The sequence below is a fragment of the Streptomyces sp. NPDC001410 genome, assembly GCF_042895235.1.
Lineage (GTDB): Bacteria > Actinomycetota > Actinomycetes > Streptomycetales > Streptomycetaceae > Streptomyces.
Map to the genome: position 1 here is coordinate 407919 of NZ_JBIAWE010000003.1, position 25448 is coordinate 433366.

Annotated in this window: 26 protein-coding genes; 15 read left to right on the forward strand and 11 right to left on the reverse strand. The window is 70.1% G+C overall.

Annotated features, from left to right (window positions below; all coding sequences use genetic code 11):
* Window positions 1–32 precede the first annotated feature (32 nt).
* From ACFY3C_RS08465 to ACFY3C_RS08475, 3 genes are all read left to right on the forward strand, one after another.
* Complete coding sequence (locus tag ACFY3C_RS08465; protein WP_390770219.1) at window positions 33–941, forward strand: ornithine cyclodeaminase family protein; 909 nt, start codon at window positions 33–35, stop codon at window positions 939–941.
* Window positions 941–2068, forward strand: a complete 1128-nt coding sequence (locus ACFY3C_RS08470; RefSeq protein ID WP_390770220.1) for an aminotransferase — start codon at window positions 941–943, stop codon at window positions 2066–2068. Before ACFY3C_RS08465 ends, ACFY3C_RS08470 begins: the two co-directional genes overlap by 1 nt.
* A 216-nt stretch (window positions 2069–2284) precedes the next feature.
* The gene (locus ACFY3C_RS08475; RefSeq protein ID WP_390770221.1) at window positions 2285–3097 is read left to right on the forward strand and encodes a hypothetical protein; all 813 of its coding nucleotides are present in this window, start codon (window positions 2285–2287) and stop codon (window positions 3095–3097) included.
* A 5-nt stretch (window positions 3098–3102) separates the two neighbouring features.
* Here the strand turns inward: ACFY3C_RS08475 and ACFY3C_RS08480 are convergent, their stop codons facing one another.
* Entirely contained in the window at window positions 3103–3483 is a 381-nt protein-coding gene (locus ACFY3C_RS08480; RefSeq protein ID WP_390770222.1) for a VOC family protein, read from the reverse strand.
* A 243-nt stretch (window positions 3484–3726) separates the two neighbouring features.
* Between ACFY3C_RS08480 and ACFY3C_RS08485 the strand changes: the two genes are divergently transcribed.
* On the forward strand, window positions 3727–4527 hold the full coding sequence (locus ACFY3C_RS08485; RefSeq protein WP_390770223.1) for a thioesterase family protein: 801 nt from the start codon (window positions 3727–3729) through the stop codon (window positions 4525–4527).
* A 60-nt stretch (window positions 4528–4587) separates the two neighbouring features.
* Here ACFY3C_RS08485 and ACFY3C_RS08490 read toward each other — a convergent pair whose 3' ends face one another.
* Entirely contained in the window at window positions 4588–5955 is a 1368-nt protein-coding gene (locus tag ACFY3C_RS08490) for an FAD-dependent oxidoreductase (RefSeq protein WP_390770224.1), read from the reverse strand.
* A gap of 191 nt (window positions 5956–6146) precedes the next feature.
* On the opposite strand from ACFY3C_RS08490, the gene ACFY3C_RS08495 reads away from it, so the two are divergent.
* Together ACFY3C_RS08495 and ACFY3C_RS08500 are read left to right on the forward strand one after the other, a co-directional pair.
* Window positions 6147–6986: a hypothetical protein gene (locus ACFY3C_RS08495; protein ID WP_390770225.1), complete on the forward strand. Its 840-nt coding sequence runs from the start codon at window positions 6147–6149 to the stop codon at window positions 6984–6986.
* 163 nt (window positions 6987–7149) lie between these two features.
* Window positions 7150–8052, forward strand: coding sequence for a hypothetical protein (locus ACFY3C_RS08500; protein WP_386577400.1), 903 nt, complete (start codon window positions 7150–7152; stop codon window positions 8050–8052).
* Here the strand turns inward: ACFY3C_RS08500 and ACFY3C_RS08505 are convergent.
* The 4 genes from ACFY3C_RS08505 to ACFY3C_RS08520 form a co-directional block, all read right to left on the reverse strand.
* Entirely contained in the window at window positions 8033–9412 is a 1380-nt protein-coding gene (locus ACFY3C_RS08505) for a sensor histidine kinase (RefSeq protein WP_390770226.1), read from the reverse strand. The two genes, ACFY3C_RS08500 and ACFY3C_RS08505, sit on opposite strands and share 20 nt — an antisense overlap.
* The gene (locus ACFY3C_RS08510; RefSeq protein ID WP_390770227.1) at window positions 9409–10071 is read right to left on the reverse strand and encodes a response regulator transcription factor; all 663 of its coding nucleotides are present in this window, start codon (window positions 10069–10071) and stop codon (window positions 9409–9411) included. The genes ACFY3C_RS08505 and ACFY3C_RS08510 overlap by 4 nt, the downstream gene beginning before the upstream one ends.
* Before the next feature lie 565 nt (window positions 10072–10636).
* Window positions 10637–11329, reverse strand: coding sequence for a DUF4232 domain-containing protein (locus tag ACFY3C_RS08515; protein ID WP_390770228.1), 693 nt, complete (start codon window positions 11327–11329; stop codon window positions 10637–10639).
* A 90-nt stretch (window positions 11330–11419) separates the two neighbouring features.
* Window positions 11420–11989, reverse strand: coding sequence for a hypothetical protein (locus tag ACFY3C_RS08520; RefSeq protein WP_390770229.1), 570 nt, complete (start codon window positions 11987–11989; stop codon window positions 11420–11422).
* A gap of 178 nt (window positions 11990–12167) precedes the next feature.
* Here ACFY3C_RS08520 and ACFY3C_RS08525 point away from each other — a divergent pair, with 178 nt between their 5' ends.
* Together ACFY3C_RS08525 and ACFY3C_RS08530 are read left to right on the forward strand one after the other, a co-directional pair.
* Window positions 12168–13109 carry a DUF6924 domain-containing protein gene (locus ACFY3C_RS08525; protein ID WP_390770230.1) on the forward strand — a complete coding sequence of 314 codons (942 nt, stop codon included), beginning with the start codon at window positions 12168–12170 and terminating at the stop codon, window positions 13107–13109.
* Window positions 13110–13141: 32 nt separating this feature from the next.
* Complete coding sequence (locus ACFY3C_RS08530; RefSeq protein ID WP_390770231.1) at window positions 13142–13915, forward strand: class I SAM-dependent methyltransferase; 774 nt, start codon at window positions 13142–13144, stop codon at window positions 13913–13915.
* Between the two features lie 14 nt (window positions 13916–13929).
* Here ACFY3C_RS08530 and ACFY3C_RS08535 read toward each other — a convergent pair whose 3' ends face one another.
* A complete protein-coding gene (locus tag ACFY3C_RS08535) occupies window positions 13930–14718 on the reverse strand; it encodes a hypothetical protein (RefSeq protein ID WP_390770232.1) in 789 nt (262 codons plus the stop codon).
* Window positions 14719–14749: 31 nt separating this feature from the next.
* The gene (locus ACFY3C_RS08540) at window positions 14750–16930 is read right to left on the reverse strand and encodes a trehalose-6-phosphate synthase (RefSeq protein ID WP_390770233.1); all 2181 of its coding nucleotides are present in this window, start codon (window positions 16928–16930) and stop codon (window positions 14750–14752) included.
* Between the two features lie 170 nt (window positions 16931–17100).
* On the opposite strand from ACFY3C_RS08540, the gene ACFY3C_RS08545 reads away from it, so the two are divergent.
* Window positions 17101–17319, forward strand: a complete 219-nt coding sequence (locus tag ACFY3C_RS08545; protein WP_386577390.1) for a hypothetical protein — start codon at window positions 17101–17103, stop codon at window positions 17317–17319.
* A gap of 142 nt (window positions 17320–17461) precedes the next feature.
* Here the strand turns inward: ACFY3C_RS08545 and ACFY3C_RS08550 are convergent, their stop codons facing one another.
* Window positions 17462–18157: an NAD(P)-binding domain-containing protein gene (locus tag ACFY3C_RS08550; protein ID WP_386577389.1), complete on the reverse strand. Its 696-nt coding sequence runs from the start codon at window positions 18155–18157 to the stop codon at window positions 17462–17464.
* 65 nt (window positions 18158–18222) lie between these two features.
* On the opposite strand from ACFY3C_RS08550, the gene ACFY3C_RS08555 reads away from it, so the two are divergent.
* Window positions 18223–18657 (forward strand): winged helix-turn-helix transcriptional regulator, encoded by a 435-nt coding sequence (locus ACFY3C_RS08555; RefSeq protein ID WP_386577388.1) that lies wholly within the window; start codon window positions 18223–18225, stop codon window positions 18655–18657.
* On the opposite strand, the gene ACFY3C_RS08560 is transcribed toward ACFY3C_RS08555, so the two are convergent.
* Together ACFY3C_RS08560 and ACFY3C_RS08565 are read right to left on the reverse strand one after the other, a co-directional pair.
* Window positions 18654–19256, reverse strand: a complete 603-nt coding sequence (locus tag ACFY3C_RS08560; RefSeq protein WP_390770234.1) for a hypothetical protein — start codon at window positions 19254–19256, stop codon at window positions 18654–18656. The genes ACFY3C_RS08555 and ACFY3C_RS08560 overlap by 4 nt on opposite strands.
* 155 nt (window positions 19257–19411) lie before the next feature.
* Window positions 19412–19693, reverse strand: a complete 282-nt coding sequence (locus ACFY3C_RS08565; protein ID WP_390770235.1) for a hypothetical protein — start codon at window positions 19691–19693, stop codon at window positions 19412–19414.
* Between the two features lie 139 nt (window positions 19694–19832).
* On the opposite strand from ACFY3C_RS08565, the gene ACFY3C_RS08570 reads away from it, so the two are divergent.
* The 5 genes from ACFY3C_RS08570 to ACFY3C_RS08590 all read left to right on the forward strand — a co-directional run bounded on the left by ACFY3C_RS08570 (window position 19833) and on the right by ACFY3C_RS08590 (window position 25346).
* On the forward strand, window positions 19833–21317 hold the full coding sequence (locus ACFY3C_RS08570) for a CHAT domain-containing protein (protein WP_390770236.1): 1485 nt from the start codon (window positions 19833–19835) through the stop codon (window positions 21315–21317).
* A gap of 140 nt (window positions 21318–21457) precedes the next feature.
* On the forward strand, window positions 21458–21874 hold the full coding sequence (locus ACFY3C_RS08575) for a YciI family protein (protein WP_389173170.1): 417 nt from the start codon (window positions 21458–21460) through the stop codon (window positions 21872–21874).
* Window positions 21874–23019 (forward strand): RNA polymerase sigma factor, encoded by a 1146-nt coding sequence (locus tag ACFY3C_RS08580; protein ID WP_390770237.1) that lies wholly within the window; start codon window positions 21874–21876, stop codon window positions 23017–23019. Before ACFY3C_RS08575 ends, ACFY3C_RS08580 begins: the two co-directional genes overlap by 1 nt.
* A gap of 270 nt (window positions 23020–23289) precedes the next feature.
* Entirely contained in the window at window positions 23290–24573 is a 1284-nt protein-coding gene (locus ACFY3C_RS08585; RefSeq protein ID WP_390770238.1) for an NAD(P)/FAD-dependent oxidoreductase, read from the forward strand.
* A 104-nt stretch (window positions 24574–24677) separates the two neighbouring features.
* Window positions 24678–25346, forward strand: a complete 669-nt coding sequence (locus ACFY3C_RS08590) for an HAD family hydrolase (protein WP_390770239.1) — start codon at window positions 24678–24680, stop codon at window positions 25344–25346.
* The last annotated feature ends 102 nt before the right edge of the window (window positions 25347–25448 follow it).

Consider the following 25448-nt stretch of genomic DNA (forward strand, 5'->3'; position numbering starts at 1 on the left):
TGACCCCCGATGTGAGCAATATATTGCTCACCATGCGAGTGATCACCACTCCCCATGTGCCCGAGCGGGCCATGCTGGCCGCGCTGCGCGAGGCATTCGGGGATCTTTCCCACAGTGAGGTGGCCGGTCCCGGCCAGTTCGTCGTCGACCTGCCCGACGGCGGTGACGTCATCCACTACCCGGCCGTGTTGCCCGGCGCCGGGGTCTACGCGGTCAAGGTCTCCCCGTACCTGCCACAGGAGGCCGGCCCAGCCGTGGTCACCGCCTGGACGATGCTGGTGAGCCTGTCCTCCGGGCAGCCGGTCGCCCTGCTCGACGCCTCGGATCTGACCGTGGAGCGCACCGCGGCCACGACCGTGCTCGCCGCCGACCACCTGCTTCCGCCGGACGCCCGCACCGCGGCCGTCATCGGGTACGGCCGCATCGGCCGCGCGCACGCCCGCTATCTGCGCCACGTCCGTCCCGGCATGGCCGTTCGCGCATACGCACCGCAGCGTCCCGAACACGTGGACGACGGCGTCGAGGCCGTCGCCGACATCCGGCAGGCCCTGGCAGGCGCGGACCTGGTGATGCTGTGCACCTCGGCAGCCGACGACGTGATCGACCCCCGGAACCTGGCCCCCGGCGTCGTCGTCACCTCGATCTCGACCAACGCTCCCGGAGCGCGCGAGATCCCGCCCGCGGCGGTACCCGACATCGAGGTGTACGTGGACGCGCGCACCACCCTCGGCGTGGCCACCGAGCTGGTGCAGGCCGCCGGATCCGGATGGGACCCCGACGCGGTACGCGGTGACCTGGCCGACCTGGTCGCCGACAAGGCCCAACTTCCCAGCGGACAGCGCCCGGTGTACTTCCGGTCCGTGGGGCTGGGCATCGAGGACGCGGCTGTCGCCTGGGCCGCCTACGAGTACGACAACGAGACCACCGAGGGACGGTCCTGATGAAGATCCGCGAGTTCGAGGTCGAGCGCTGGATGAACGACTACGAGGAGACCTGCCGGTACAACCTGGCCGAGACCTGCGTCCGTTCGCTCACCACCGGCGAGTTGCTGGCACTGTCCGGCCGGCGCGAGGACGTACTGGCCGAGCTGGGCGCCACCCCGCTCACCTACGGGCCGATCCCGGGCAGCCAGCGCCTGCGCGGTCTGGTCGCCGGCCTGTACACGGCCCAGGGCCCGGACAACGTGCTGATCACCCACGGGGCGATCGGCGCCAACGCCCTTGTGCACGCCACCCTCGTCGAGCCGGGCGACCACGTCGTGGCCGTGGTCCCCACCTACCAGCAGCACTACTCCATCCCGGACGGCTACGGCGCGCGCGTCGACCACCTGCCGCTGCGCGAGGAGACCGGCTGGCTGCCCGATCTCACCGAACTCGACCGCCTGGTCACCCCGGACACCAAGCTCATCGCCGTCAACAACCCCAACAACCCGACCGGCGCCCTCATCGACGAGGCCGGCCTGACCCGCATCGCCGAAATCGCCGACCGCGCCGGGGCGTGGGTGCTGTGCGACGAGGTCTACCGGGGCGTGGACCAGGCCGGCGACGGATTCACCACCTCGATGGCGGACCTGTACGAACGCGGCATCTCCACCGGCAGCATGTCCAAGCCCTACTCCCTGGCCGGCCTGCGCCTCGGCTGGATCGTCGGCCCCACCGGACTGCTCGCCGACGTCGCCACACACCGGGACTACACCACGATCAGCGTCGGACGCATAGACGACCTGCTCGCCTGCGTCGCCCTGGAGAACAAGGACGCGATCCTGGCCCGCTCCCGGCACATCACCCGCACCAACCTCGCCGTCCTCGACGAGTGGATCACCGGCCGCGACGACATCAGCTATGTCCGGCCCGCCTCGGGCACCACCGCACTCCTGCGCTACGACGCCCCGATCGGCTCGTACGACTTCTGCACCCGCCTGCTGGAGCAGACCGGCGTCATGTTCACCCCCGGCGCCGCGTTCGGCATCGAACACACCGTGCGCATCGGCTTCGCCGACGACATCCAGATCCTGCGCACCGGCCTGCACCTGGTCGGCCAGTTCCTGGACCAACTCGCCCAGGAATAACCACTCCCGGTCGCACGCTCCGGACCGGGGAAGTGCCGCTTCCGAACCCCGGCAGGAAGACCGTGTTCGGCCCTGCCCGTTCCTGGCATCGACGCACCCGCGCCGGCGGTCCATCATCAGCCCAACGCACCACGCCGGTGCCGTAAGGGGGAGGAGGCGGGGGCCATCGCGGAGCAGAGCGGACCGCCGACGCTGATCGTACGGTCGCCGGACGCCGTGGCCCGGCTGACGGTGGAGGGCGTCGTGTGGGAGGAGCGTGCCACCGTCACGCGCATCCCCTACCGAGCCGTCCTCGACGCCAGCACGGAGGCGGTCGGTGCGCGGCGGATCCGGCTGCATGTCGAGGTCGCCGACCGTACCCATGGCCGGCCCGGGGGGTACGAGCTGGTGTGCGGTGCCCGCGCCGCTCAGACATTTGTACGCGCCCTGCTCGCGCACCGCGCCATCCTCCCGGCGACCGGCGCGATCCCGCCTGTCACAACCGAGCGTCGCACGTCGCCCCCGCGGAAGCGATACACCCGCGGGGAGCTGGGCCTGCGCGTGCTGCTGGTCGCTGTCGTGCTGAACTTCCTGGCCATCGTGGCGACCGGGCGGTACCTGGCCGCCGTTCTGAGCTGTTTCGGGTTCTTCGCCTGGTGGGGCTCCGCCGACCTGGCGGCCCACATCGTCTCCCTCGCGCGCCCCGCCTGGGCATCCATCGCCCGGGGCATTCAGGTGGAGGCCCACTACGTCAAGTCCGACCTGCGCCATTCCACCAGCGGCCGGATGTGGCACAGGTGGGTGTATGAGTACACGGATATGGACGGCGGGGTGCACGAGTACGCCACCGGCTCCGCAACACGCAACGCGCAGCCCCCGAAGACCAGAACGGTCACCGTCGTCCCCGGCACGAAGCACGGCGCCCTCTCGCGGGGGGACGCCGTGCTCACCCTGCTGGTCTTGGTCCCTGCCCTTCTGCTGGGCCTGGTGATCGTGAGCCTCGCGGCTGTCGTGGCGATTCCCGGGGTGCTGCTGTTGGGGCTCGGCTAGAGCCGTCAGAGCGGGTTGAGGCGTCCCTTGAGCAGGCAGAACTCATTGCCCTCGGGGTCGGCGAGAACGTGCCACTGCTCCTCGCCGGTCTGGCCGATTTCGGCCGGGCGTGCCCCGAGCTTCAGGAGGCGTTCGAGCTCGGCGTCCTGATCGCGGTCGGTGGGATTGACGTCGATGTGCAGCCGGGACTTCCCGGGCTCCGGCTCGTCCCTGCGGCTGAGGATGATCGTCGGCTGTGGGCCGCCGAACCCTTCGCGCGCCCCGATCTCGATGCAGTCGTTCCCTTCGCGATCGAGCACCACGAAGTCCAGGACCTCGCACCAGAACCGCGCCAGCACCTCGGGATCGCGGCAACCGAGAACGAGCTCACTGATACGACATGCCATTGACGAAACCTACTCTCAGCGTGGGAACTGCCGGGGCGGTCGCGCGCGGAGCCATTGGACTCCCCGCAGCGGGAACACGCTCGAGACCGTACCTGGCGAAGTGAGCGGGTGCGAAGGGTTTTTGGGGTCTTCGCCTCGCCCCCTATGAGCAGCTCGGGAACGCTGTGGGCCGCCTCTCCGTTCATATGAGCAAGCGCTTAGTAGTATGGCGACGGGTAGAACGCACGACATGAAGGGACCGCTTTGCCGACGTCTCAAGCCGAGGCCTTCTACGAGCGGGAGGCTCACGACCGGTTCCTCCCCACCGGGTACACACGGGGGCCCTGGGACGTCGACTCCCAGCACGCCGGTCCGCCGGCCGCGCTGCTCGGCCTGGCCGTCGAACAACGACCGGATGGCCGGCCGGACATGCGGGTCGCCCGGCTCACTTACGAGATCATGCGGCCTGTCCCGATACGGCCGCTGACCGTGACCACACGCGTGCTGCGCGCCGGGCGCAGTGTCGAGCTCGTGGAGGTCGGTCTGACACCCGACGGCGGCCAGGAAGTGATGCGGGCGACGGCCTTGCTGATGAAGACGGCGCCGGACTCGGTCCCGGAGGTGTCGCCGGCACCGCAGGTGCCCGGTCCTGAGGCCGTACGTTCGAAGGCGTTCTTCCCGGTTCCGTGGGAGCAGGGCTATCACACCGCCATGGAAGTGCGCTTCGCCGCCGGTTCGTTCCTGGAGTCCGGACCGGCCACGGCGTGGATGCGCATGGGGGTCCCCCTGGTCGCGGGCGAGGAGATCACCCCGCTCAGCCGGGTGCTGACGGCAGCCGACTCGGGCAACGGCGTCAGCTCCGCGCTGGACTTCCGCCGTTACGTCTTCATCAACGCCGATCTCACCGTCAGCCTGCACCGCCACCCCGAGGGCGAGTGGGTCTGCCTGGACGCCCGGACCATGGTGGACGGCGCGGGCATCGGCCTCGCCGAGTCCGCCCTGCACGACGAGAAGGGACCGCTCGGCCGCAGCACCCAGACCCTGTACGTGGCCGCGCGCGGCTGAGGCACCCGGCTGCGGAACCGGGCCGTTCGGCGGTGCCGGCCAAGTCGTCGCTGTGACTGGTCACTTCTGTGCCTGGCGTGTGGTGGGTGTGGCTCGGGTTGTGGTGAGAACCTTCAGGACCACGGCAGGGTGGAACAGCAGGGTGGGGGAAGCGATCATGTTCACCACCCGGACGAACTTCGCCCATACGGCCGCGTCTTTGACCGCGGTGTGGAAGAGGCGGGTGTTGTACCAGTGGGCGAAGCGGGCGGCGAGGGGCTGGCGGTCGGGGTTCCACATGAGGTCGGAGTTGGTGGCCAGTGCCCAGGGGCCGATCAGCAGGCGGCCCAGCTTCTTCTGGAAGTCGCCGACGAGGCCGTCCAGCCGGCGGGAGGTGCTGCGCCGGGCGAGCATCCTGTGCAGCTGTTCTGCTTCCATGGCGGCGACGGTCAGGCCCTGGCCGTAGACGGGGTTGAACACGCAGACGGCGTCACCGAGGGCGATGAGCCTGTCGGGCCATTGCTTGACGGTGTGGTAGAGCCGCCACTGGTTGTCGACGTTGGTATAGCGGTAGGTGGGCTCCTGGACGGTGCGCCGGCCGATCTGCTGGGCCAGCCGGGGGTTGTCCAGGCCTTCGGCGAAGGCGAGGTAGCCCTTGTCGTCGGTGGGCGGCTGGTCCTGGAAGGCGAACAGGGAGCAGGTCCACCGGTTGCGTTCGACGGCGAGGAGGACTCCGGCCCGGGGTACGCGAGGGGCGAACAGCATCTGGTAGGCGATGTAGAAGTCCGGGTGGCCGGGGTGACTCTCCTCGGGCCGGTCGAAGTTCATCGACGTGTAGGTGACCTTGGCCTTCACGGTCCGCTTCGGCGGTACGGAGACCCCCATCGCGGCCAGCCAGTCGGTCAGTGCGCTGGAGCGTCCGGAGGCGTCGACGACGAGGTCGGCGCTGATGTCGGTGGGGTCGCCGCCGAGGGGGCGGCAGGTCACTCCGTCGACCCGACCGGAGGGGTCACGGGTCAGGCCGGTGCACGGGGTGGACGGCATGAGCCTGACCTGGGGGAGTGCCAGTACCTTGCGCCGCAGCCGGCGTTCGAGTTCGTCGCGGGTGAAGGTCTGGATCCGGACGCCGGTGCGTTTGCGGGGTGCGATTCCGACGGGCAGCAGGAAGTCGATGCCTTCCCCGTAGTCGAAGACCGGTGCGCCCGCGTCCTGGAGTTCTCCGCGCAGTCCGGGGAAGAGCCGTTCCAGGATTTCGCCGCCCTTGGCCAGCATGGCGTGGGCGTGGTAGCCCTGCGGGGCGCCGGGGTGGGTGCCGGTGTCCTCGTCGACGGCGTCCCGTTCCACGAGGACGACCTCGGTGAAGAAGTCGGCCAGTACGCGTGCGGTGACCAGGCCTGCGTAGCTGCCGCCGATGACAACTGCCTTGCCCCAGGGGCGATCTGATTTCATGTCGTCTCCCACACATGCCCGGATCTCGGTGTTCTTGCAGGTCAACGAGCGCGTGTGGGGTTGTGGCACGGGGCTTGGGAGGCATTGGTGGAGCGCGTTCGGGCCCGCGATCCGGGTTCGGCGTCCGGTGAACCTGGGTGCCGCACGGCACTCAGGATGCGTTCAGGCATCCGGTGGCACGGTCGCTGTCCATGACCTACGAAACATCTGGGAATTCCGCCCTCCCCACGGCCGACCAGCCCGCCGCTCCTCCACGGCACCGGCTGCGCTGGAACAAAGTGCCCGAGGTCACCGTCTACTTCTGGTTCATCAAGGTGCTGTGCACGACGGTCGGCGAGACCGCGGCCGACCTGCTGAACGAGAAGGCGGGCCTCGGCCTGACGGGAGTGTCGGTGCTGATGAGCGCCCTGCTGGCCGTGGTGCTGGTGGTGCAGTTCCGCACGAGCGCGTACCGGGCGGGCGTGTACTGGCTCGCCGTAGCCCTGATCAGCGTCGTAGGCACCCTGATCAGCGACAACCTCACCGACAACATGGGTGTGCCGCTGGAGCTGAGCACCACGGTGTTCAGCCTGGTTCTGGCGGTCGTTTTCGTCGTCTGGTACCGCCGGGAGCGGACGCTGTCCATCCACAGCATCGACAGCACTGGCCGCGAGTCCTTCTACTGGCTCGCCGTCCTGTTCACCTTTGCCCTGGGTACCGCGGCCGGGGACCTGGTCTCCGAGCGCATGAACCTCGGTTACTGGCTGTCCGTCGTCCTGTTCGCCCTGGGCATCGCCGCAGTCGCCGTCGCGCATTTCACGCTCGGTCTCAACGCGGTAGGGAGCTTCTGGATCGCGTACATCCTCACCCGGCCGCTCGGCGCGTCGATCGGCGACTACCTCTCCCAGCCGACCGGAGCCGGTGGTCTGGGACTGGGCACCGTGATCACCAGCGCGTTGTTCCTGGCGGTCATCCTCGGTGTGGTCGTGTACCTGAGCGTGACCCGAAAGGACGTCACCGGGCCGGAGCAGGCCCCCCGATACGCGGCCTGACCTGCAACCTGTCCGCGTTTGGGACGTGTTCAGGATGCGTTCAGGATCTCTGTGCCACGGTCGTTGATCACGGCCGCCGCCGGCGGCCGACTGATCTCACAGGGCGCTCGTCCCGATTCCGGGGACGAGCGCCCTGCTGTTGGACCGAACAGGAGAAGCTCAGTTGGACAAGAGCGAGGTCCTCACCGACCTCGACGTGGCGAGCACGTCGAGTACGACCAAGTCGGTGATGAAGAAACTGCCTGAGGTCACGCTGGCCTTCTGGATCATGAAGACCGCAGCGACGACCCTGGGTGAGACGGCGGGCGACCTCTTCGCACAGACCCTGAAGCTGGGTTACTTCCTCACCACGATCGCGCTGTTCGTGATCTTCGTGGTGACTCTGGTGATCCAGCTGCGTTCCAGCCGCTACAACCCGTTCTTCTACTGGACCGTGATCCTGTCGACCAGCATGGCCGGCACCACGATGTCCGACTTCATGAACCGCGACGCCAGCGCCAAGTTCCTCTCGGACGGCGCGACCAAGCTGGGCTGGGGCCCGCAGGGCCTCGGACTGGGCTACCCCACCGGAGCGGCGATCCTGATCTCGATCCTCCTGGCGATCTTCCTCGCCTGGAAGCTGAGCGGGATGACCTTCCAGATCCGCGACATCGTCACCTTCAAGGGCGAGGCCCTGTTCTGGTCGGCGATCCTCGTGTCGAACACCCTCGGCACCTCGATGGGCGACTTCCTGTCCGACAGCTCCGGCCTCGGCTACGCAGGTGGCGCGCTGCTCGTGACCGGACTGCTCGCCGTACTCGTGGCCCTGATGAAGGTGCCGGCCGTGTCGAACGTCCTGCTGTTCTGGATCGCCTTCGTCCTCACCCGCCCGCTGGGCGCCACCGCGGGCGACTTCCTCACCAAGCCGGTTGCCAAGGGCGGTCTGAACCTCGGTACGGCGGGCTCGTCCGCCGTCCTGCTCATCGTGCTGTTCGGCCTGATGGCGTACGCCCAGGTGCGGGAGCGCCGGACCGCCGGCGCGCCGGCGGGCGAGGGCCGGGAGCCGGTCACCCCGCAGGGAGACTGACCGTGAATCTGGCCCCGGGCGCGTGTCCGGGGTCGTAGTGGACATCGCCACCGACGGCGCGGGCCAGGCGTCGCGCGAGCGGTAGCCCGAGGCCCGCGCCGTCGTGCCCGTCGCCGGTGTCGGCGCGTCGGCCCGGCTGGAACAAATCGTCCACGAACGTCTCAGGGACACCGGGGCCGTCGTCCACGACATCGATCCGCACGGAACCGGGCAGGCGCCGCGCGGACACGATCACACTGGAGCGGGCGTAGCGGACGGCGTTGGCGATCAGCGGGCTGAGGATCCGTTCGAGAAGAGCGGGTGCGACGCCCGCCTCCACCACGTGCACGCCTGTTTCCACCGTGGCTTTCAGCCGATCCGGTGGGTCGACGTGCTGGAGCAGGCGGTTCAGGACGGGCCCGACGTCCGTCGTCGCGGCAGCCGTCGCCGGGTTCAGCGCGTTCTCGCGGGCGTCGTTGAGCAGCGTGTCGCAGATCGTACGCATGGACTGCGCGGCCTCGGCGATCACCTCGTGGGTGGCCCGGGTCTGAGCGTCCGTGCGCGGGCGGGTCCGCCACCAGTCGAGTTCCATGATGATGCGGGTGAGCGGCGTGCGCAGTTCGTGGGACAACTCTCCCGTCAGCTGCTGTTCGTGGCGCAGTACGGTGCGTATGCGATCAAGAAGCGCGTCCAACGAGCCACCCAGCCGGGCGAGTTCGGCCGGGTGATCGTCCGTGCCGAAGCGGTCGTCGGAGCCCACGGCGCTCCACTGCGTGGCCTGGTCGGTCATCGTCCGCACCGGGCGCAGTGCCCGGCCGACGGACAGGCGCGTAAGTACGTACGTGCATCCGAGCATCACGGCGTCCAGGACGAGTGACCCCAGCAGCACGGTCTCGGCCGAGCTGCGATACGGAGCCAGGTCCAGCGCGGTGACGACAGTGGCTACGGCGTTGCGACCGTGGATGGGCTGGGAGCACATCCGGACGGGCCTGCGACCGTCGACCGTCTCGCACACATGCTTCGGCTCTGCGGCCAGCCGGCCGGCGGCCCGGGTCAGCGGGCTCCCGGCGGTGGCGGTCGGCGACCTCTCCAGCAGACGGGTGCCGGCGTAGATCCACACGTTCGCGTCGAGGAGGTGGTCGTTGACGGTTTCCAGGACGTGCACCCGTGGACCGCTGGTGTCGACCGTCGTGGTCACCGCTGCCGCTCTGGTGCGCAGTTCGTCGTCCGCCTGGTGTCGCAGGTGCTCGTCCATCACGGCGTTGAACGCCACGGTCAGGACCGTCATCAGCAGGGCGGCCGTGGCCAGCGCGACGAGGGAGAGCCGACCTCGCAGGGTGCGGGGAACCAAGCGGCGAAAGCAGCGGAGGACACTGTTCATGACAGGCGGTGTCCGACCCCGCGCGCCGTGTCGATCGTCAGCCGGCTGCTCGCCTCGCGCAGTTTGCGGCGCAACCGGCTCAGGTACTGGTCCAAGGTGTTGTCACTGACCTGCGCGCCTTCGGGCCAGCCGGCCCGCACCAGGTCACGACGGCGCACGAGGCTCCCGTCCGCGGCGACGAGCGTGGCCAGCAGCCGGAACTCCGTGGGGGAGAGGTCGACGCGCGTACCGTGCACGATCGCACTGTGATCCACCGCGTCCAGGACCAGATCACCGGTTGTGGCGGAGGACCGCGGGGCGGCCCGTCTGACCCCGGCACGCAGCCTGGCGGCGAGTTCGGCGAGATGGAAGGGCTTGGGCAGGTAGTCGTCGCCCCCGGCGGAGAAGCCGGACAGGCGGTCGGTGAGCTGGTGCCGGGCGGTCAGGAAGATCACGGGAGCGAGGAAGCCATTGGCGCGCATCGCCTGGCACACGTCCCGCCCGTCCGAGTCGGGCAGGCCGACATCCAGGACGGCCGCCGCGATGTCGGCGGTCGCCAACCGCAGGGCGGTGGCGCCGTCGGCGGCGAGCACCGGCTCGAACTCCTCTTCCTGCAGGCCTCGCCGCAGCACGTCCCGCAGGGCGTGATCGTCCTCAACAACAAGGATCTTGGGTCGCATGATCCTCCGTCGGTCCTCCGGCCGAGCTCGTACTTGCGATGAAGCAGGGACTCGGGCAGCCACCGGTCCGTGGCAACGAAGAGGTCATACGGGACGAGCCTTTCCGAGCGGCCCAGCTGGTGTGAGCAGGTAGATGGCAGCGGATGACTACAGGAGAGTAGACGGTCTACGTAACTGTAGACGATCCTTGGTCGAGGAAGGTTCCCGAGCGACGAGTGCCGCGCGAAGGCCATCCGTGGTCACACGGTCGGCCGACCTGTCGCTGCCTCGGCGCACGGTGCCGATGACGGCGCCGCCGCCCCAGCGGGCGAGCTGCGCGGCGAGCGATCCGACGCCACCGAGCACTCCGTACCGACTCCGCGCTCAAAAGCAGTGGCGCGGCCTGGCCACCCGCCATGGCAAGACCGCCACCATCTCCCTGGCCGAACCCCAGCTCGCAGCCATGCGAAGGAAGGAATCCAGCCCGGCCGTCAATCATGGGGGGCGCGGTGCGGTCCTTGAGCCGTGGCCTGTTCGACCACCTTGACCCCTCGGCTTTCCGAGCCCCCTCGTGCGCCCTGCCCGATCAGGCGTGGAACGCCTCGAACTTCACGTCGGGGCCGCAGACGTTGAACGTGGCTGCCGAGCCGCTGCCGTTGACGACCTTGACCGTGCGGCCGACATCCTTGGGCAGAGCGATCTCCACCTTCGAAGCCTGGACCCCGCACACCTCGCGGGCCGACTGGCTGCCCTCGAAGTTCAGGTCGGCGTAGAGCACGTCGGCGGTCGCCGTGGCACCCGGCGCCAGGTCGACGGCGTCGGTTCCGGCCGCGGAGTTGTCGGCCTCGATCGGGTCGCTCTTGCCCTGGTCGTCCTTGGCGACCAGGCTCGTGGCACCGACGATCGTGCACGCCTTGCCCGACGTGTTGGTGATCTTCACGGTGGCGGCAGCGGGCTCGGACTCGGTCGCGTGCTTGGTGGCCGCCACGAACGTCACGCTGGTCGTCTTCGTGGTGCAGGCGACCATCGTGCCGCCCTTGCCGCCCGACGTGCCCTTGCCGCCGGAGGTGCCGGAGCCGGCCGTGCCGCCAGACGTGCCCTTGCCGCCCGTGCTGGTGCTCGCGGTGTCGCCCTGGGACTTGCCCGGCGTGCTCGTGGCCGTGGCGGTGCTGGCGTTGGACGGGCTGTCGGCGGCCTTGCTGTCGTCTCCCTGACAGGCGGTGAGGGCCAGCCCGGCGACGAGCATGGTGGCGGCGGCGACTGCGGTACGAACTCGCATGGAAGTCCTTCCTGAATGAGCGTTCAGCAAATGCATGCGAGGAGACGCCTTCGATGCCGTACTCCGTTCCGTGCCGGTGCATGACAAGGGTCACAGGCCTGGAGGCGGGGAGTGCGGCAACCGACTGCCAGATCCTTCCGTCGGGCAGACCCGCGTGACATGGCGAAGTCCCCGGTACCGCTTTGCATATGACCAGGTCACCGCGGTCATGAGGGCCGGGACGGCGAACAGCGGGGCGTAGACGACGCCCCAGACGGTCTGTGCCGCACCGCTCGACATGTACGTCCGGCTCTCGACCGTGAAGGCGACCACGAGTTGCCACAGTGTCACCAGGACCAGGACGGCCGAGGCGGTCCAGGCCAGCGTGGCGAGGGATCGGGGCCGCAGCGGTCGCCACCGGTCGCTCACGAGCAGCAGCGGAAACAGAGCGACCAACTCGGTGAGCACGGAGAGACCGACGACGTACGCCACACCCCAACCCGGGATGTCGTAGACGTCCCGCAGGACTTGGTCGCTGTAGCCGACGTAGACGCCGGATGCCATGGCGATGCGCCACAGGCCTGACGGGACGGCGCACAGGGCGATGGCGTGCGCGGCACGACGGGCCCAGACAGGTGCGGGGGCGGGGAGAGGAGCGGATTTCGTCGTCATGACGCACATGCTGGCCGCGGACAGGGCAGCCGCGCTTCGTCCGCTGTGGCAGACCGTCTCCCCCGTGCGGCGGAGGGCGCGGCGGTCGGGGGAGGACCTGAGTTGGCACTGTCCGCCAAATCAAGTGCTCCAGCTCGGGATTGGTGGGCTAGTGTCCTGGTCCCCGCCGGTCCTTCGAAGGAGAGTCATGTCCTTTCCCGGGCTTCCCGAGCCCGCGCCCGGTGAAACGCTGTTGGTCTGCACGTACCACAAAGATGGCAAGGCCCTGTGGGGCGGACTGCTCAACGAGATCGGGGGCCGCCGAGAAGGCGACGTGCTCGTCCTCGGGGGCAGTGGGGTGCGGCTCCGCCTGGCCGAGAACCACGGATGGGACCACCTGTACGGCGGCAACGTACCGGCGCTCGTCCCGAGCGGTGGCCTCGTGCCGCCGGTCGTCGTCCTGGCGGACATCTCTGTGGTGTACGGCGGGGATGGGCCGTTGCTGGTGGACCTGGCAGCGATACCCGGGCGCGGTGTCCGGGTGCCGTCGGCTCGGCTCGGCGAGATCCTGGCCGCTCTGCTGGGCGGCACGCTCGCGTTCGACGACCTGGTGCGCGACATGGACAAGTACGGCATGTACCAAGGTGACGGTGGCCGGCCGGCCTTCACCGCGCCGACGACGCCGTCGCGCCGATCCTTCCCGGCACTGCCCTCCACCGCCGCGGCCCTGCTGGTCCGAACCTCCTTCGAAGACGAGGACGGATGGCGCGCCCTGCTCGACGAGTTGGGCGGGGCCGACGAGGACGGCTGGGTCGGCGCGGATCTGGACCCGGACGAGATCGACGTGGAGCTCTACCCGTTGGAGGCGCTGGTCGTCGACGATCGGACCTTCGAGGACCTCCTGCCGGGCCAGGTCCCGGCACTGATCCCGCCCGAGGAGCACACAACGCTGGTCGCGCTCGCCGACGCCAGGACCTTCGCCGAGCCCGGCCGACCGCTGACCGTCGTCGATCTGTACGACACCCCGGGGCAGACCGCCGTGCTGCCATGCCGCATGGTCGGATCGATGGCATGCAACCTGGAGATCGGCAACATGGACTTCCACGAGTTCGTCGCCGAGGAGAGCATGGAGCCGTGGTGGGAGGGGTGATCGGCGGCTCATGTGACCACTAGGCTGCGACGATGGAACGGATGACCGATGTGCCCGAGAACTTCGCCCACTCTGCGGATCCGGCCCAGGTGAACGACTACGACAGCTTCGCCGAGGCGTACTCGGCGGAGAGCGAGAAAAGCCTCGTGAACGCATACTACGAGCGGCCCGCGATGCTGGCGCTTGCCGGAGACGTGGCCGGCCGTCGGATCCTGGACGCCGGTTGCGGCTCGGGCCCCTTGTCCGCTGCATTACGCGACCGCGGCGCGGTCGTCACCGGCGTCGACGCCAGCGCGGGGATGCTGGCGCTGGCCAGGCGGCGGCTCGGTGACGACGCGGACCTGCACGTGGTCGACCTGAGTGACCCGTTGCCGTTCGACGACGGTGCGTTCGACGACGTGGTCGCGTCGCTGGTGCTGCACTACCTGGAGGACTGGGGGCCGACACTGGCCGAGTTGCGGCGAGTGCTCAGGCCCGGCGGCCGGCTGATCGCGTCGGTGGACCACCCTTTCGTGGCTTACACGATCAAGGATCCTCGGCCCGACTACTTTGCGACCACCAGCTATACCTTCGACTGGACGTTCAACGGGCGGTCCGTCCCGATGAGGTTCTGGCGCAAGCCGTTGCACGCGATGACCGATGCCTTCACCACCGCCGGTTTCCGCATTGCCGCCATCAGCGAGCCGCAGCCCGACCCGGCCGCCCGCGACCTGTTCCCCGACGACTTCCACGACCTTTCGACCAAAACCACCTTCCTGTTCTTCGTCGTCGAAGTACCGTCGTCGGCTGCGGGCTCGGACGACTAGGTTCGTCCAGCGGATCATTGTCGGAGCCAGCCCGTCCGGTTCACGCCGTCCGGCCAGGGCGTGGGCGAAGCCTCGGTGAGGGACGTCCAGTGCCGGACTGTGTCCTGGTGGGAACCGGTCGCCGTGCCTGCGGCCACTGTCTCCGCGTCCGGGACGGAGCACGGCGCCCCCGCGCGGGTCAGAAGGATGAGCGGCCACTCGGGGCCCGGGCCGGTCCCGGCTCCGTCGAAGGCGGTCCAGTCCCAGGGTCCGTCGAATCGCCATGCCCGTCCTGCGGCGTCGGCGACCTCGTCACCCGGCCGGAGAAACGCGTACGGCCGCATCAACAGCTCGAAGGAGAAGGGGATCCCGTCCCCTGGGTGAATGGTGTAACCCGAGCCGTCGAGATGGCTCTCGTCCGGAAACTCCCGATAGGACAGGCCGCGACGCAGCACGGTCACGGTCAGCCGGGGACGTGGTAGCCAGCCCGTTTCCAGCGGAGGATCGTGGTGGTCGACAGCCGTCACGTGGACAACGGTCGGCGGCACTCCTACCCGGCAGATGTCTCCCGCCTTCAGATGCTCGGGCGGCGGCTCGGTCCGAAACAGCTCCGCCTCCACCTCAGGCGCAGCGCACCCGATCTTGTCCACGCCCAGGGCGACGATCCCGTTCCAGTGAATGAAATCGCTGTCGGTGTCGATGCACCACCATGGCCACCGCACCGAGACGTGATCCCACGTCACGCCTCGCTCGACTCTGGCCGGCGTGAAGGGGCAGGCGACCGACAGCACGTCACCGACCCGGAAGTCCCCCTCGTACATCATCGGGCCAGGTTAGAACGGGCACGTGCAGTACTCATCTGTCGCCGGGAATTGCTTTCAGGATGGTGCGCGTCCAGTCGGCAGGGGTCGGGGTGGTCAGGCAGGCGGCGAGGCGGGCGGTATGGAGGCGACGCTGGGCGGGGCTCATCGTGAGGGCCTGGTGGAGGGTGTCGACCAGGTTCTGCGGTGTGCCCGGGTCGGTGAGAAGGGCGGCCCTGCCCAGGTGTTCGGCGGCGCCGGCGCGTCGGGACAGCACGAGGACGCCGTTGCGTCCGGCCGCAGCCTGGCATGCGACGTATTCCTGCGCAGTGAGGTTCATGCCATCGGCCAGGGACGTCACCCAGAAGACGTCCGCCGCAAGGTAGTTGTCCACGATGTGCGGAAAGGGGAGTGACCGGGGCACGTATTCAACGGGTTGCCAGGCGGGGGAGCCCCAAAGGGAGTTGAGACCGTTGATCGCCTCCTCCAGTTCGACCCGGGTCTTTTCGTAGGCCTGGATGCCCGGCTCGGGGGGCGGGCAGATCAGCCGGAAGCGTACGTTGCCGTGAAGCGCCGGCACCTGATCCAGCAGAGCCGCCAAGGCGCGAATCTTGAGCACGGGCGCCTTCGCGTAGTCCAGTCGCTCGACGGAGAGCACCAGTTGCCCACCGCTTCGCGGAGGACACCGCGCTGAGCGTGTGCGGGCGTGGGCCTCCACCGCCTGGCGGTCGATGCCGAGCGGATGCACCCCGGTACGTGGCGGGCACGGGGCGTCCTCCAGCAGCCGTTCGAAGTTGTCGGCGCAGGCGGCGGTGTGGAAGCCGGCCCAGTCCAGATGCGCGAGCGAGGCGCGCAGTTGATCGGCCGTGGGCAGTCGACCGAAGGTGTCCGGGGCGGGGAACGGGGTGTGGTGGAAGATGCCGATGTTCACGTCGGGGCGGCGCGGCTTGAGCAGGCCGGGGACGAGCCACAGGTTGTAGTCGTGCAGCCAGATCGTTGCCCCGTGCGCGGCGTGGGCGTCGATGTGCTCGGCGAAGGCGGCGTTGACTTCCTCGAAGTCGGCCCAGTGACGTGCATCGTGACGGATCAGCTGGGGTTCGGAAACCAGGGCCGGCCACAGCGTCTCCTTGCACGCGCCGTGGAAGTAGCCCGCCCAGGTGTCGGACCTCACGGGAAGCAGCGCCAGTGGGAGCGGGGTGGGCGGCGCCGGACATGCGCAGTGTGTGTAGCGGGTGTTCGGGCTGGGGGCCGGGGCGGTGTCCTGGTCGGTGACGAGGGCGGCCGCCCACACGGCGTCCTGGTCGCGGCGGCGGGGACCCAGGGCGGAAGTGAGCGTGGGAAGGATGCCGTTGGGGCTGGCCGGGGCCTGCCATCTGCCGTTGCTCCATTGCATGGGCGGGCGGTGGTAGCCGACCACCACCCGCGAGGGCCGCTCGATCCAGCCGAGCTGCTCCATGGCCGACAGGATGGCCGCCGCACCGTTCAGTGCCGGGCGATGCACGCGTGCGTCGAGTGGCACGCTGGTGGCCAGGCCGGGTTCGGCGTTCCCCATGATCACGCCGTGTGCGCCGAGGCCGAACAGCGAGAGGTCATTCAGAGAGTCGCCCGCAACGAGCAGGGCGGAGATGGGCCAGCCGAGCGTCCGTGCGAGTTCCCGTACGGCTGCTCCCTTGCTCGCGTTTGTGGGCAGGACATCGAAGTAGCGCCCTGCGGAGTACGTCCACGAGCAGCCCAGCTCTGCCACCGCCGCCTCGAGGCCTGCGGTCAGGTGCTCAGGGGCCAGGTAGAAGGAGCATCGTCCCTCTTGGACGACTCCGTCCTGGTGGACCAGCCCGTCACATCTCTCCAACGCAGACAGCACCCGGTCCGCGCCGGGCCATCCGGCACGTAGCCGAGCCTCCAGAGCGTCGACATGGCTCAGGTCGGCTGCGTCGATGACGCTGGCCCCGACATCGGCGACGATCCATCGCGGCGCCGGCACGAGCGGATCGCTCTGCAGGACCGAGCGGACAGAGTGCAAGGACCGGCCGGTGGCGAAGACCAGGGTGATGCACGGGTGGAGGCCCAGGAGGTGACGCAGTCTTCGGCGCGCGCGGTCATCACCACCCAAGAGGGTGCCATCAAGGTCGGCGACCAGCATACGTCCGGCGCTGGGTGACGTGTGCGGGCCGCCAGGATGGTCGGTCCGGCGACGCGTGGTGGACGGGGCGTACGGGGTGTGCGGGATGTTGCCCATCACTCCTCCAGGATGGTGACGCAGAGTATGTGATCAACAACACATAGTGTTACCTTCTGTCAGAAACCGCCCACCGGTAACGCCCTCCCGAGGGCCAGATGAGATGAGGTTTGCGCCTCCGGTACATCGATGCGTCGAAACCCACCCAGCCGAACAGTCCCGGAGGTGCCATGGACGAAACCGATCCCGCAGTCGCCGAGCTGGTGTCCTCCGCACGCAACGTGCCCACGGAACTCGTCACCCAACTGCTCCACAGCGAGGATCCGCACGCGGCCCGGCTCGGACGAGCCATCCAGGGAATCCAGAGGAGCAGCTCCGGCCCCTCGCCGACGGAGCCCTCCGACGGGGGCTGCGTCATCGACCCGATCACCCACGACCCGGCCTGGTGAAGACCGCCCGATCGGGTGGAGGACCCGGTTCCAAGCGACCAGAGAACCAGGGACCAGGGACCAGAGACCAGAGGCCGGAGCGCCACGTGCCCACCGCGCTACCGCGGCGGCAGGTCGCGCCACGCGACCTGCCGGACACGCTTCAGTCGTCGACGGCGCCGGGGGCCAGTGCTGGAGCGGGGAAGGCGTGGCGGACTTCGCTGCCGGACCACCACACGCCGATGGCGAAGACCGCTGCAGCCTCCAGGAGCGCCGCCCGCTCCAGACCGCCGCACGGCAGCGGGGTGCAGCCCATCGACGTGATCAACTCCCTGGTCACAGCCTCGGCGGGCGGGGCGTCCGTGCAGAAGGGCACTGCCAGCGGAGCACCCTCGAAAGTCGGTTGCGGCAGGGTCCAGATGCTCTCGTGGCAGATGCCGAACACCTTGGCGACACGGGCGTCGGGCGCGGCAGCGGCGATGCGCAGGGCGGCCGAGTCCGAACCTCCGGCAGTGGACAGGACCGGGCCGCCGTCGCTGGACGGCTGCATCGGCACCGTGCAGTCGAGGACGGTCCGTCCGGCGAGGTCCGCTGCCAGTTCCCTGGCCAGTTGCGGTGCGACGTCAGCGGGGACGGCGAGCAGTATCGCCTCGCCGTACCGTGCCGTCTCTGCGGGGCCGCCGTGCGCGGCGGCCCCGATGCGGGCGGCCACGGCGGCGGCGGAAGCGGCGTTGCGGCCGCCCACCATGACCTGGTGTCCGGCCTGAACCCAAGCCCCGCCCAATGCTGCTGCCATGCCGCCCGTGCCGAGAATGCCGATGCGCATCGCCCTGCTCCCGTTCGTGTCTTGGAATGTCATGCCCCGGACGCTAGGCGAGCCGATGCACACCGTCTGGTAGGCATCGGGCGGGGCAGGATGTGCGCATGGGACAGGTGGATGGGGACGGGGACGACCTGGGCGGGGAACCGTTCGCGGCGGACTGCCGGGCGCGCATCGCCGTCGAGGTACTGGCCAACCGCTGGGACAGCGTGGTCATCTACGTCCTCGGCGAGTCGGGCCCGATGCGGCCGCGCGCGCTGCTGGCCCGGATCGGCGGGATCAGCCCCAAGGTGCTCAACGAGGCGCTGCGGCGGCTGGAGTACAACGGCCTGGTGCGGCGCCGTCGTTACGCCGAGGCCCCGCCCCGCGTCGACTACGCCCTGACCGAGGCCGGCACCGCCCTGCTCACCCCGATCCGCGCCCTGGGCGCATGGGCAGCGGCCTACGGAGACGACGTGCTGGCGGCACAGGACTGCTTCCACCGCCGCCAACTCGTCTTGGACGGGCCCGCGGATGACGACCCGTCGGACACGCCCTAGTAGGCGCCGCCGCGGAAGCGGATGCTGCCGTAGTGGCGCGGGCGGTCGCCACGTTCGTGGGCCGCGTCGGAGCGGTCGGCCGGGGCCGTGCGCTGGGCGAGGGCCCGGAGAGTCGCCAGGCCGGCCAGCACCTGGTCACGGAGGCGAGCGGACTTCATCCAGACGGGCAGCCGGGCGAACATCGCCATGGTGGGGGAGGCGTGACGCTGGCGCAGCCGGGCAGCCACATAGGCGGCGAGAGCGTCGACGTGCTCCACGTCGTAGGCCCACAGGATCCGTCCCGCACAGTGGGTCTGAAGCCAGAGCGGCCGCCGGAAGAAGGGGTCCTCGGTGCCGCCGACCACAGCGCCGACCAGGCCGCCACCCTGCTGCTCGGCAGTCCATTCCGCCACCGCGCCGCAGCCGGCGCAGCTCAGACGGCGGGGCTGGTAGAGCAGTTCACTGAAGTACTTCGGCGATGCGAGACCGGGCCGGGGCACGACGAGCGCGCGACCACCGCACCTCGGGCAGACCACGAGCACCCGGCTGGTGAACCGGACCAGCCACGTGCCGTGGTCGTGGTGGCGGACCTGTTCGGGGTGCGCGGGCTGGGAGCTCATGAGGGACACTCTGCCAGGCCCGACCCACCTTCCCGTACGGCGCGTGACCGATTCCCGACATCAGCCAGGCCACCAGGGCACTAACCTGATTCTCGATCAGCGACCACCCCTGCCCGGCCGCGGACCGTCGCGGGGGAGGGGGGTGGGATCATCGGTCACCAGGGGGATGCATGGCCGGCGAGAAGCAGCGGGACCACGGCGAGGGAGACGTCGCGGGGCTCCGGGCCTGGGCCGCCGTCGCCGTTCGCCAGGCTCACGAGGTCTGGCCCCACGCGCGGAAGAATCCGCAGCTGGCCGAGTTGCGGCTCGTGACCGAGCATCTGGACACCGTCCTGTGGCTGGCCCTGCGGTGCGCCGAGGACCGCCGCCCCGCCGAGGCCGTGGAGGCGCTGGAGCTGGGTCGGGCCCTCGTGCTCCAGACGGCCGCGGCCGCACACGGCGTGCCCCGGCTACTGGCGGACCGGGGTCACTCCGACCTGGCCGAGCGGTGGCGGGCACAGGCACCGTGGCACCCACTCCAGCCGGGCCCGCGCGAGGGGGATCGGGTTGAGGGGGTCGCGGGCGAGGGGTGTGCGGTTGAGGGGTTCGCGGGCGAGGGGCGTCCGGCTGAAGGGGACGCGGGCGAGGGACGTCCAGCTGAGGGGGAAGCCGGCGAGGGGCGTCGGGCTGAAGGGGATCCGCTCCGGCCGAGCAGAGCGGCCGCGGAGGCGGCTCCGGCCCCCCGGCGCTGAGCTGCCGAGCAGCCTGCGGCGCAAGGCGCTCGCCGCGCTGGGGGCGGGAAACGGCACCGGCGCGCGGGAGTTACTCGGCACTCCGGACGCCGCCACACTGACCGCCGCGCTGGCCGCCTCGGGAGCCGACGCGCTGGTCTACATGGTCCCCGGCGAGGGCTTCCGCCCCCACATCCCCGGCCACGCGCCGATCCTGCGCCCCGGCGGCGCCGAGCCCGCCGTGCTCGACCTTCCGCTGCTGCTCTCCCCCGGCAGCCACCAGCTGGAGCGTTACCTCGGCTCCGCAGCCGAGCGTTCCCGCAGGGTGGCCGACCCGGACGCGTCGCGTGCGTCGCGGGAGGCCGCCGAGACGGAATGGCAGGCGGCGCTGAGCGAGCTGTGCGACTGGGCCTGGCCCGCTGCCGTGGGGCCGGTCCTCGACTCCCCGGAACCCCTGGGCCGGCCGCCGCGGATCGTGCTGATTCCCTGCGGCCCCCTCGGCGTCGTCCCCTGGCATGCGGCGCGCATGCACATCCCTCTGGGGGGTCACCGGTACGCCTGTCAGGACGCGGTGTTCAGCTACGCCCCGTCCGGGGCGCAGTTACTGCGGGCCGTCGCCCGCGACCGGCTGCCCGCCACCGGGCGCCGGGTGCTGGTCACCGACCCGCGGCTCAGCCTGGTACGGGCCGAGGTCGAGACCGAGGCGCTGCGTTCGGCCTGCTACCCGGACGCCCGGCGCTACGGCGAGTTCGTGGCGGCCGAGGGCGTGCCGGATGCGCCGGGGAGTTGCGAGGACCTGTTGGCCGTACTGCCGGGCGGCGGCGGTGAGCCGGCTGCGGTCGTGCACGTGTCCTGCCACGGCGTGGCCGGTCCGAGTCCTACGCGATCGGCGCTGTCGCTGGCCGACGGCGAGCTGACCGTCGCCCGGATACTGGACCACGCCGCGGCCGCGCCCGGCCCGGACGGCCCGCTGGTCGTGCTCAGCGCCTGCGAGACCGACCTGAGCACGGGCGACCACGACGAGGCACTGCCCCTCTCCACCGCCCTGGTCGCCCAGGGTGCGGCCGATGTGGTCGGCTCCCGCTGGGCCGTCAACGACAGCGCGACCGCCCTGATGATGGCCGCCTTCCACCACTTCCTCACCAGCCAGGACCTCGCTCCCGCCGACGCGCTGCGCGCGCCCAGCTGTGGATGCTCGACCCGGACCGCCGGCCCCCGCCCGGCCTGGGCGACCCGCTGCACCGCGAGGCCGCCCGCGCCGACCTGCAGGAGATCCACCTGTGGGCCGCCTTCACCCACCAGGGCAACCCCGCGGCACGCTGAGCCCCGCCCGCGCTGCTGTTTCTCGTGAGCCTTCACGGACCTCAAGATCCGCGCTCATCCACGAGATCTCAAAAAAATCCGGACGGCGATGTCGAGAACCCGTGACCTGCTCCGTCCCCGTGGTGAACGCGACCACAATGGGTCGCACGAGCACTGAGGAGAAACACGATGGCCAAGTACTTGCTGCTCAAGCACTACCGAGGCGCCCCGGCTGCGGTCAACGACGTGCCCATGGACCAGTGGACGCCGCAGGAGATCTCGGCGCACGTGCAGTACATGCGGGACTTCGCGGACCGGCTCGAGAAGACCGGCGAGTTCGTCGACGGTCAGGCGCTCGCCGCGGAGGGCACCTGGGTCCGGTACGACGGTGAGGGGCGCCCGCCGGTCACCGACGGCCCGTTCGCCGAGACCAAGGACCTCATCGCCGGCTGGATGGTGATCGACGTCGACAGCTACGAGCGCGCCGTCGAGCTGGCCGGGGAACTGTCGGCCGCCCCCGGGGCCGGTGGGAAGCCGATCCACGAGTGGCTCGAGGTGCGCCCGTTCCTGGCCGCGTCGCCCACCACCACGGAGTGCCCTCATTGATGAACGAGGCCCTGCTGAGGAGCCTCACGCCGAGCGTGCTCGCCATCCTCGGCCGCCGCGGAGCCGACTTCGCGGCGGCCGAGGACGCCGTGCAGGAAGCGCTGGTCGAGGCGCTCCGCGTCTGGCCGGCCGACCCGCCGCGGGACCCGAAGGGCTGGCTGGTCACCGTTGCCTGGCGCAAGTTTCTCGACGCGACCCGGTCGGACGCCGCCCGCCGCCGGCGTGAGGACCTCGTCGACGAGGAGCCGGCGCCCGGGCCCGCGCCCGCGGTGGACGACACGCTCCAGCTCTACTTTCTGTGCGCACACCCGTCGCTGACGCCGGCGTCGGCGGTCGCGCTCACGCTGCGTGCCGTCGGCGGGCTCACCACCCGCCAGATCGCCCAGGCCTACCTGGTGCCCGAGGCGACCATGGCGCAGCGCATCAGCCGGGCCAAACGCACCGTCTCCGGCGTCCGCTTCGACCAGCCCGGCGACGTCGCCACCGTGCTGCGCGTCCTCTACCTGGTCTTCAACGAGGGCTACTCCGGCGACATCGACCTCGCCGCGGAGGCCATCCGGCTCACCCGGCAGCTCGCAGCCGCGATCGACCACCCCGAGGTGGCAGGGCTGCTCGCCCTCATGCTGCTCCATCACGCCCGGCGCGCCGCCCGGACCGCGCCGGACGGCAGCCTGGTACCGCTCGCCGAACAGGACCGCACCTGCTGGGACACCGCCACGATCGCCGAGGGCATCGAGATCCTGCAGGCGGCCCTGGCCCGCGACCGGCTGGGCGAGTACCAGGCCGAGGCCGCCATCGCTGCCCTCCACGCCGACGCGCCCACCGCCGAGGAGACCGACTGGGTGCAGATCGTCGAGTGGTACGACGAACTCACCCGCCTGACCGACAGCCCGGTCGTCCGGCTCAACCGGGCGGTCGCCGTCGGCGAGGCCGACGGACCGCGAGCCGGCCTGGCAGCGCTCGCGGCGCTGGACGCCTCACTGCCCCGCTACGCCGCGGTGGCGGCGTACCTCCACGAGCGCGACGGCGACCTGGCGACGGCGGCACGCCTGTACGCCGAGGCGGCCCAGAAGGCCCCGAACCTCGCCGAACGCGACCACCTGACCCGCCAGGCCGCCCGGCTCAACTCCCGCCGAGGACGCTGACACGCCGGGCCCGGAACTCCCGCACGACTCGGCGCGGCCTGCCCCCAGCCAGAGCCGTGACCCCACAGCGGGTGGGCTGGTCGAGACGAGCTGCACCACGTGCTGCCGACGGGGAAGCCTGGCAGCAACGACAGGCGCGCTGCTTCATCACCTTCGCCCGCCGAACTCCCACCCGGTCCGCAACTCTTGACAACCGATCATGTTCCTGACAGCAGTGGCACTGCATCACTTCCACGAACGGCACCACACCTCGAAGGGGGCGATCAGCGCATGACCAAGCCTGAGAGCGCGGGATACGACTACGACGTCGTCATCAGCGGAGCCAGCCTCGCCGGCAGCGCCGCCGCGATCTTGCTCGCTCGACACGGTGTCCGCGTCGCCCTGCTGGAACGCCGCTCGGACCCCGAAGCGTACAAAGTGCTGTGCACCCACTCCCTCCAGGCCAGCGCCTACCCGGTGCTGGACGAACTCGGCCTCGTCCCCGCTCTCGAGCAGGCGGGAGCTGTCCGCAACGAGGCCCGCTGGTACACCCGCTGGGGATGGATCGAGCCGAAGGCCGCGCCGGCGGGCCCCGAGCTACCGTACGCGTACAACGTTCGGCGCAGCATCCTCGACCCGTTGATCAGGTCCCATGCGGCAAAGACCCCCGGCGTCGATCTGCTCCTCGGGCATCAGGTGACCGGGCTGATCCGGGAAGCCGGGCGTACCTTGGGGGTGCGCGCGTCGACTCCACAGGGCGAGCGTGAGATCCGGGCCCGCCTGGTGGTCGGCGCCGATGGCAAGGACTCGGCCGTGGCGAAGTTCGCCGGGGTGCCTGCTCGGCTGTACGAGAACGCGCGCTTCGGCTATCTCGCGCACTTCCGCAATCTTCCGCTGCACGGCGGGATCGGTCACGCCTGGTTCCTCGAGCCCGACATGGCGTACGCGCTTCCGAACGACGACGGGGTGACGGTCCTCGCGGTGCTCCCGGACAAGAAGCGGCTGCCGGCCTTCCGGGAAGACCTGGAGGGCAGCTTCTTCGAATTCGTCCGCGCCCTGCCCGAGGCGCCGCCCATCGACTCCGGCGAGCGCATCACGAAGATCACCGGCACTGTCAACTACCCGCTTCTCAGTCGCCAGCCGACCGCACCGGGCGTCGCGTTGATCGGCGACGCCGCCCTGACCGGCGATCCCCTGTGGGGAGTGGGATGCGGGTGGGCTCTGCAGTCCGCGCAATGGTTGGCAGAGGCGGTCGCCTCGGCGGCAACCGGTCGGGGCGACCTCGACAGGTCACTCGTGGTGTACGCACGCACACACCGGCGCCGACTGCGCGGTCACCAGTACCTGGCTGCCGACTTCGCCAAGGGCCGTCCATTCAATCCCATGGAACGGCTGATGTTTTCCGCGGCAGCGCGCGACGAGTCGATGGCGCGGCACATGCATCTGTTCGGTTCCCGCCTGATCGGTCCGTTGCGCTTCTTGAACCCCGTGGCACTGGCCAAGGCTTCGGCCATCAACATCAAGCATCGCGGGGCGGCTGCGCCAACCTCGCACCTGTCCCACACGGAGTCATGACCGGCTCTCCTCCTGCACGCCATGGCACATCCGGCGAAGATCCCGTCGAGCTGCGCCGCCGTGTGGTGAGGATGGGCCTGTTCGGCGCCTGGCATGATCAATGGGTGATCAGTGAATCTGCGCGGTCCGGCCGCACGAAGTACGTCCTGTTCGATGTCGACGGCACGTTGATCGACGCGGTGAGCAACCAGCGCCGGGTCTGGGGCACTTGGGCGGAGCGGTACGGGCTGGATGCGGACGAGGTCTACCAGGTGGCCCTGCGAACGCGGCCGTTGGAGACGTTCGCCCAGGTCGCTGCGGACCAGGATCCGCACGAGTGCCTGGCCACACTGCACGAACTGGAGGACGAGGACGTCCGGTCCGGCGTCTATACGGCATTCGAGGGCGCGGCGGAGCTGCTGCACGGCCTGCCACCGGCGTCCTGGGCACTGGTGACCTCGAACTACGAACACCGCGTGCGCGGCCGTTTCGAGCGGACGGGCTTGCCGCTGCCGGACGTGATCGTGGACGCGGCCGCCGTCGCGGAGGGGAAGCCCTCTCCCGTCCCGTATCTGCAGGCCGCTGCACAGCTCGGCGCCGAGCCGGGAGACTGCCTGGTCATCGAGGACGCCCCGTCCGGAGTGCGGTCCGGGTTGCGCGCCGGGATGACAGTGTGGGGTGTGAACGCCGCTGCCGCGGTGGAGGGTGTGCACCGCCACTTCGTCAGTCTGCGCGAGGCGGTCCCGCACATCCTGGCCTTCGCGTCCAGCGCTCACGGGAATGCCGCAGCCTGAGTCAGTCCGTCGGTGCCGAGCAGGCGACAGACCTTCGCCGATCACGACACAGGTGTGCCGAGTGCACGATGCGCCGGGCGGGCAGGTCCAGCGCGGCCGGCT

Excerpts from the sequence above, each read along its gene's own strand:
- ACFY3C_RS08465 (WP_390770219.1), top strand. The coding sequence starts at position 33 with ATGCGAGTGATCACCACTCCCCATGTGCCCGAGCGGGCCATGCTGGCC.
- ACFY3C_RS08470 (WP_390770220.1), top strand. The coding sequence starts at position 941 with ATGAAGATCCGCGAGTTCGAGGTCGAGCGCTGGATGAACGACTACGAG.
- ACFY3C_RS08480 (WP_390770222.1), bottom strand. The coding sequence starts at position 3,483 with ATGGCATGTCGTATCAGTGAGCTCGTTCTCGGTTGCCGCGATCCCGAG.
- ACFY3C_RS08490 (WP_390770224.1), bottom strand. The coding sequence starts at position 5,955 with ATGAAATCAGATCGCCCCTGGGGCAAGGCAGTTGTCATCGGCGGCAGC.
- ACFY3C_RS08495 (WP_390770225.1), top strand. The coding sequence starts at position 6,147 with ATGACCTACGAAACATCTGGGAATTCCGCCCTCCCCACGGCCGACCAG.
- ACFY3C_RS08505 (WP_390770226.1), bottom strand. The coding sequence starts at position 9,412 with ATGAACAGTGTCCTCCGCTGCTTTCGCCGCTTGGTTCCCCGCACCCTG.
- ACFY3C_RS08510 (WP_390770227.1), bottom strand. The coding sequence starts at position 10,071 with ATGCGACCCAAGATCCTTGTTGTTGAGGACGATCACGCCCTGCGGGAC.
- ACFY3C_RS08515 (WP_390770228.1), bottom strand. The coding sequence starts at position 11,329 with ATGCGAGTTCGTACCGCAGTCGCCGCCGCCACCATGCTCGTCGCCGGG.
- ACFY3C_RS08520 (WP_390770229.1), bottom strand. The coding sequence starts at position 11,989 with ATGTGCGTCATGACGACGAAATCCGCTCCTCTCCCCGCCCCCGCACCT.
- ACFY3C_RS08525 (WP_390770230.1), top strand. The coding sequence starts at position 12,168 with ATGTCCTTTCCCGGGCTTCCCGAGCCCGCGCCCGGTGAAACGCTGTTG.
- ACFY3C_RS08530 (WP_390770231.1), top strand. The coding sequence starts at position 13,142 with ATGGAACGGATGACCGATGTGCCCGAGAACTTCGCCCACTCTGCGGAT.
- ACFY3C_RS08535 (WP_390770232.1), bottom strand. The coding sequence starts at position 14,718 with ATGATGTACGAGGGGGACTTCCGGGTCGGTGACGTGCTGTCGGTCGCC.
- ACFY3C_RS08540 (WP_390770233.1), bottom strand. The coding sequence starts at position 16,930 with ATGGGCAACATCCCGCACACCCCGTACGCCCCGTCCACCACGCGTCGC.
- ACFY3C_RS08545 (WP_386577390.1), top strand. The coding sequence starts at position 17,101 with ATGGACGAAACCGATCCCGCAGTCGCCGAGCTGGTGTCCTCCGCACGC.
- ACFY3C_RS08550 (WP_386577389.1), bottom strand. The coding sequence starts at position 18,157 with ATGACATTCCAAGACACGAACGGGAGCAGGGCGATGCGCATCGGCATT.
- ACFY3C_RS08555 (WP_386577388.1), top strand. The coding sequence starts at position 18,223 with ATGGGACAGGTGGATGGGGACGGGGACGACCTGGGCGGGGAACCGTTC.
- ACFY3C_RS08560 (WP_390770234.1), bottom strand. The coding sequence starts at position 19,256 with ATGAGCTCCCAGCCCGCGCACCCCGAACAGGTCCGCCACCACGACCAC.
- ACFY3C_RS08575 (WP_389173170.1), top strand. The coding sequence starts at position 21,458 with ATGGCCAAGTACTTGCTGCTCAAGCACTACCGAGGCGCCCCGGCTGCG.
- ACFY3C_RS08580 (WP_390770237.1), top strand. The coding sequence starts at position 21,874 with ATGAACGAGGCCCTGCTGAGGAGCCTCACGCCGAGCGTGCTCGCCATC.
- ACFY3C_RS08585 (WP_390770238.1), top strand. The coding sequence starts at position 23,290 with ATGACCAAGCCTGAGAGCGCGGGATACGACTACGACGTCGTCATCAGC.